Genomic DNA, 5278 nt, shown 5'->3' with positions numbered 1-5278 from the left:
CGACGTGCGTCCGGCTGACGCGGTCGAAGCGGAACCCGCCCCCGACCAGGCCGCGTCCGCCCGCGGGCCGGGTCAGCGTCGGCCCGGCCGCCTCGATGTCGCCGCCCCGTCCGGCCGTCCCGAACAGGTCCGCCCAGGTCGGGTAGAGGTGCAGGCTGCGGTTCAGCAGAGCCCCGACCAGCAGCAGCGCCGTCTCCTGGCACACCGCGATCATCGCGAGCCGCGCCGCCGCCCGCGCCGCGCGCGGCCCCGGCACCCGGTTCCAGGCCGCCAGGCAGCCGAGCGGCGCGGCCAGCGCCGCCAGCACGAACAGGACGAGCAGCGGCCAGCCCAACAGCGACATCCGGATCGGTCCCCCGTCGACGTGCGCACCTCGCCCGAGGGTGCAGCGCGACCCTAGGGAACCGATCCGAATCCGGCGTGAACGCGCCGTGAATGCGCGGCGATCCCCGCCCCTGGCGTCCTGCGCCCGGCGGGGCGGGTCAGTCGTTCGCGGGAGCCAGCGCCCGGACGGCCTCCAGCGGAGACAGGGTGCCGCCCGGCACGACCGCCAGGACCGGGGTGGTCAGGCCGTTCTCGACGTACTCGCGGACGCGGGCCCGGCAGGCGGACGGCGAGCCGTGGACGATCAGGTCGTCGACGACCTCGTCCGGGATGACCTCCAGCGCCTTCTTGCGGTCGCCCGCGGCCCACGCCTCGTTCATCGCCGCGAGGGCGTCGCCGCGACCGAGCCATTCGTGGAAGGCGCGGTAGACCGGGACGGTCATGTAGGCGGCGATCATCCAGCGGCCGATGGCGCGGGCCTCGCCCGCGTCCTCGGTCGGGCAGACGAACAGGCGCGCGATCAGCTCCGGCTCGTCGCCCAGCTCGGCCCGGACCTTCCGGACGTCCTTCGGCGCGAGCCAGTTGGTGATCGCGCCGTCGGCCTCGCGGGACGCCAGTCGCAGCATGCCGGGCCGCAGCGCGGCGAGGACGATCGGCGGCGGCGTCGCGGGGGCCTGCTCCAGCTTGAAGCCCTTGACCGAGAAGGTGTCGTAGTCCTCCTTCACCTTCTCGCCCGCGAGCGCGCGGCGCAGGAACCGCAGGGTGTCGCGGACGCGCTTGTACGGCTCGTCGAACGGGATGCCGTTCCAGCGCTGGACGATCGTGTCGGACGAGGTGCCGATGCCCATGACGAACCGTCCGGGCGCGAGGTCGGCGATGGTGGCGGCCTGCTGGGCGAGCAGCGCCGGGCCGCGCGTGTACACCGGCACGATCGCCGGGCCGAGCCGCAGCTCGGGCGCCCACTGCGAGGCGAGCGCGAGCGGGGTGAACGCGTCGGCGCCGTTCGTCTCGGCCGACCACGCGTCGGTGTAGCCGAGCGACGGCAGTTCGGCGACGAGCGCGGCGTGCTCGGCCAGCGGGACGCCGGTGAGCGGAATGGTGAGTCCCCAGCGCGACATCGCGTCCTCCTCAGGCGATCGACGGGCGGATGATCGCGCCGCCGTCGACGACCATGGTCTGCCCGGTCATCCAGGACGACGCGGACCCGGCGAGGAAGACGGCGGCGTTCGCGATGTCCTCCGGCTCGCCGATCCGGCCGAGCGGCATGAACTTGCTGATCTCCTCCTCGTTGTTCTCCCACAGGGCGCGGGCGAGGGCGGTCTTGACCAGGCCGGGCGCGATGCAGTTCACCCGGACCTTCGGGGCCAGCTCCAGCGCGAACTGGCGGGACATGTGGATGACGGCGGCCTTGGTGGCGTTGTAGTAGCCGATGCCGTGCTCGGTGGCGAGGCCGCCGACCGAGGCGATGTTGACGATCGACCCGCCGTGCTCGGCCATGGACGCCGTCCACGCGAGCCGCGTCCACTGCACGATGGCGAACTGGTTGACCTGGACGGTCTTGGCGGCGGCCTCGGGGGTGATGTCGGCCATCGGCCCGAAGTAGGGGTTGGTGCCGGCGTTGTTGACCAGGACGTCCAGGGCGCCGAACTCGGCGACCGCGGCGTCCACGCAGGCGGCGGCGGCCTCGGCGTCGCCGACGTGGGCGGCCTTGGCGAGCACGCCGACCCCGGGGTGCGCGGCGCGGATCTCGGCGGCGACCTCGTCGAGCGCCTCCTGCTTGCGCGAGGAGAGCACCACGTTGGCGCCCTCGGCGGCGTACGCGGTCGCGATCGCCTTGCCGATCCCCCGGGACGCGCCCGTGACGAGCGCGGTCTTCCCCTCAAGTCCAGTCCGCATGTGTGCTGCTCTCCTCGATCGAATCTCGCTCGGTTGCACTGTACCCAAGTAACTGACGAGTCAGTTAGCAGGCCCCGCGACCGTCCCCGTGGTCTGGTCGGGGGCGAGGACGAACCGCCGGAACGCCTCCGCCACCGGGGGCCGCGTCCGGGCGTCCGACCAGGTCAGGCCGATGGTCCGGACGGCCAGGGGGTCGGCGAGGCGGACGTGCGCGACGCCGTGCGCCTCGCCCGGCAGCGGCGGCGCGACGATCGCGACCCCGAGCCCGGCCGCGACCAGCCCCCGCACGGTCGCCGACTCCTCGCCCTCGAACGGCATCTCCGGCGCGATCCCGGCCCGCGCGAACATCTCCTCGGCGATCGCGCGCAGCCCGGTGCCCTGCTGGAACGCCACCACCGGCTCGCCCGCGAGCTCACCGGTCCGGACGAGGCTGCGGCGCGCCAGCGGATGCCCCTCCGGGACGGCGAGCAGCAGCCGCTCGGTCACCAGCGGACGCCACTCCAGGTCCGTCCCGGCCGGGCGCGGGCTGGTGATCGCGAGGTCGGCGCGGCCGTCCCGGACGGCCGCCGCGAGCCGCGCCGACCGGTCCTGGATCAGCCGGAACGTCACGCCGGGCCGCGTCTGGCGGAAGCGCCGGACGAGGTCGGGCACGAACGACGGCCCCTGGGTGTGCAGGAACGCGAGCGCGACCTCGCCCCGCGACGGGTCGGCGGCCTGCGCCAGGGCGCGCCGCGCCGCCTCCTCCTCGGCGGCCAGGCGACGCGCGTGCTCGGCGAACACCCGGCCGAACGGGGACAGCTCGACGCCGCGCCCGACCCGGTCGAACAGCGGGACGCCGAGATCGTGCTCCAGCCGGGCGATCGCGCGCGACAGCCCCGGCTGCGAGACGCGCAGCTCCTGTGCGGCGTTGGTCACATGGCCGTGGTCCGCGACCGCCAGGAACCAGCGCACCGTCTGCAGGTCCATGCCTTCATGCGTACCACGCATCGTTCTGCGGCAGTACTCGCATTGGACGCATCGCTCCGGCGCGACGCAGGCTGTTGGGCATGACCGCCGTCCTCGAACCCCCGCTCGAACGGCACCGGACGGGATCGGCCGGGCTCCGCCGGATCAACCTCGCCCTCTTCGCCGCCGGGCTCACCACGTTCATGTCCCTCTACTGCACGCAGGCGCTCCTGCCGCAGCTCTCGGAGGCGTTCGCCGTCTCTCCCGCGCGCGCGAGCCTGCTGGTCTCGCTCGCGACGGGCGCGGTCGCGCTGGCGGTCATCCCGGTCAGCTCGCTGTCGGAGCGGTTCGGCCGGACCCGGGTGATGATCGTGTCGTCGGTGGCGTCCGCGCTGGTCGGGCTGGCGATCCCGCTGTGCTCGACGTTCGCGGAGCTGGCGGCCGTCCGGGCGGTGCAGGGCGTCGCGCTCGCGGGCGTCCCGGCGGTCGCGATGGCCTACCTCGCCGACGAGGTGCACGGCGCGTCGCTCGGCGGCGCGATGGGCCGGTACGTCGCCGGAACCGGCATCGGCGGCGTGCTCGGACGGCTCATCCCCGGCGTGGTCGCGGACCTCGCGGGCTGGCGCTGGGCGCTCGCCGCCACCGCGGTCGTCGCGTTCGGGTTCACGCTCGCGTTCTGGGCGCTGCTGCCGCCGTCCCGCTTCTTCACCCCCGGACGCGTCGACTACCGGCCGCTGCTCGCCCACCTCCGCGACCCCGGCCTGCGCCGCCTCTACCTGGTCGCGCTCACGGCGATGGCCGGGTTCGTGACCGTCTACAACTTCCTGACCTACCGGCTGCTGGACGCGCCGTTCCACCTGCCGATGGCCGTCGTGTCGCTCATCGCGGTGACCAACCTCGCGGGCTCGGCGTTCTCCGCCCGCGCGGGGACGGCCGCCGACCGGTTCGGGAAGCGGCCCGTCCTGCTCGGCTCGGTCGCCCTCGCCGCCGCCGGGCTCCTGCTGACCCTGCCGCCGGTGCTCGTCCTGGTCGGCGTCGGACTGCTGGTCTTCACCTGCGGGTTCTTCGGGACGCACGCCGTGGCCAGCGGATGGGTCGGGCTGCGGGCCCGCACCGGCCGCGCCCAGGCGTCCGCGCTGTACCTGTTCGCGTACTACTTCGGCAGCTCGATCGGCGGATCGGCGGGCGGCGTGGCGTTCGAGCACGGGCACTGGACGGCCACCGCGGTCTACGTCCTGGTCCTGTACGGCGTCGCGTTCGCCGCCGCGTCCACCCTTGATTTGAGCGTGCGCTTGGTTGGTAAGCTGCGCGGGTGAGCGACACCCGGCCCGGCGCCCGGCCCGACACCGGCCCCGGCACCAAGCAGCGGCGGCCCGCCGCCGAAGGATGGTTCACCACCGCGGACGGCGTCACGCGCCTGCTCGGCACGCGCTGCGCGTCCTGCGGCACCCCCTACTTCCCGCGCAACGAGCTGGCCTGCCGCAACCCCGGCTGCACCGGGCCCAAGGACGGCTCCGAACTCGCCCCCTACGAATTCTCGACGCGCGGCCGCGTCTGGTCCTACACCGACGCCCGCTACCAGCCGCCGCCCCCGTACGTCGCGGCCGAGCCGTTCCGCCCGTTCGCGATCGTCGCGGTCGAGCTGGAGGCCGAGCGCATGGTGGTGCTCGGCCAGGCCGTCCCGGAGACCACCGTGGACGACCTGGCCGTCGGCATGGAGGTCGAGCTCACCGAGGGCGTGCTCTACGAGGACGACGAGGCCGTCCACACGGTCTGGATGTGGAGGCCGGTGCGATGAGCGCGAGCACGAACGACGTCGTCGTCCTCGGCGCGGGCATGCACCCGTGGGGCAAGTGGGGCCGCAACTTCGTGGAGTACGGCCTCGCCGCCGCCCGCGCCGCGCTCGCCGACGCCGGGCTGACCTGGCCGGACGTCCAGTACGTCGCGGGTGCCGACACCATCCGCAACGGCTACCCCGGGTTCATCTCGGGGGCCACCTTCGCGCAGGCGCTCGGCTGGTCCGGCGCGCGCGTCTCCAGCTGCTACGCCGCGTGCGCGTCCGGCGCGCAGGCCATCGCGCACGCCCGCGCCCAGATCCTCGCCGGCCTCGCCG

At 74.3% G+C, this 5278-nt stretch carries 6 protein-coding genes and 1 pseudogene; 3 read left to right on the top strand and 4 right to left on the bottom strand.

Annotation, left to right across the window (positions count from 1 at the left end):
• The 4 genes from AB0J52_RS26335 to AB0J52_RS26320 form a co-directional block, all read right to left on the bottom strand.
• On the bottom strand, nt 1–343 hold a 343-nt coding region (locus AB0J52_RS26335; RefSeq protein WP_500184966.1), incomplete at its 3' end, for a hypothetical protein.
• A 139-nt stretch (nt 344–482) separates the two neighbouring features.
• A complete protein-coding gene (locus AB0J52_RS26330) occupies nt 483–1442 on the bottom strand; it encodes an LLM class F420-dependent oxidoreductase (RefSeq protein ID WP_500184965.1) in 960 nt (319 codons plus the stop codon).
• A 10-nt stretch (nt 1443–1452) separates the two neighbouring features.
• On the bottom strand, nt 1453–2220 hold the full coding sequence (locus tag AB0J52_RS26325) for an SDR family oxidoreductase (RefSeq protein ID WP_500184964.1): 768 nt from the start codon (nt 2218–2220) through the stop codon (nt 1453–1455).
• Between the two features lie 60 nt (nt 2221–2280).
• Nucleotides 2281–3186, bottom strand: a complete 906-nt coding sequence (locus AB0J52_RS26320) for a LysR family transcriptional regulator (protein WP_500184963.1) — start codon at nt 3184–3186, stop codon at nt 2281–2283.
• An 80-nt stretch (nt 3187–3266) separates the two neighbouring features.
• On the opposite strand from AB0J52_RS26320, the gene AB0J52_RS26315 reads away from it, so the two are divergent.
• From AB0J52_RS26315 to AB0J52_RS26305, 3 genes and pseudogenes are all read left to right on the top strand, one after another.
• Nucleotides 3267–4481: an MFS transporter gene (locus AB0J52_RS26315; RefSeq protein WP_500184962.1), complete on the top strand. Its 1215-nt coding sequence runs from the start codon at nt 3267–3269 to the stop codon at nt 4479–4481.
• On the top strand, nt 4478–4963 hold the full coding sequence (locus AB0J52_RS26310; protein WP_500184961.1) for a Zn-ribbon domain-containing OB-fold protein: 486 nt from the start codon (nt 4478–4480) through the stop codon (nt 4961–4963). Before AB0J52_RS26315 ends, AB0J52_RS26310 begins: the two co-directional genes overlap by 4 nt.
• Nucleotides 4960–5278, top strand: a pseudogene (locus AB0J52_RS26305) (lipid-transfer protein); the annotation flags it as partial. The gene AB0J52_RS26310 and the pseudogene AB0J52_RS26305, both read left to right, overlap by 4 nt.

Origin of the sequence: Spirillospora sp. NPDC049652, assembly GCF_040675125.1 — a bacterium.
In the GTDB taxonomy this organism is placed as follows: domain Bacteria; phylum Actinomycetota; class Actinomycetes; order Streptosporangiales; family Streptosporangiaceae; genus Spirillospora.
The sequence above is the reverse complement of the archived record's forward strand: the minus strand, read 5'-3'. Positions and strand labels throughout refer to the sequence as shown.

Coding starts and splice junctions, on each gene's coding strand:
- AB0J52_RS26330 (WP_500184965.1), bottom strand. CDS start 1,442: ATGTCGCGCTGGGGACTCACCATTCCGCTCACCGGCGTCCCGCTGGCC.
- AB0J52_RS26325 (WP_500184964.1), bottom strand. CDS start 2,220: ATGCGGACTGGACTTGAGGGGAAGACCGCGCTCGTCACGGGCGCGTCC.
- AB0J52_RS26320 (WP_500184963.1), bottom strand. CDS start 3,186: ATGGACCTGCAGACGGTGCGCTGGTTCCTGGCGGTCGCGGACCACGGC.
- AB0J52_RS26315 (WP_500184962.1), top strand. CDS start 3,267: ATGACCGCCGTCCTCGAACCCCCGCTCGAACGGCACCGGACGGGATCG.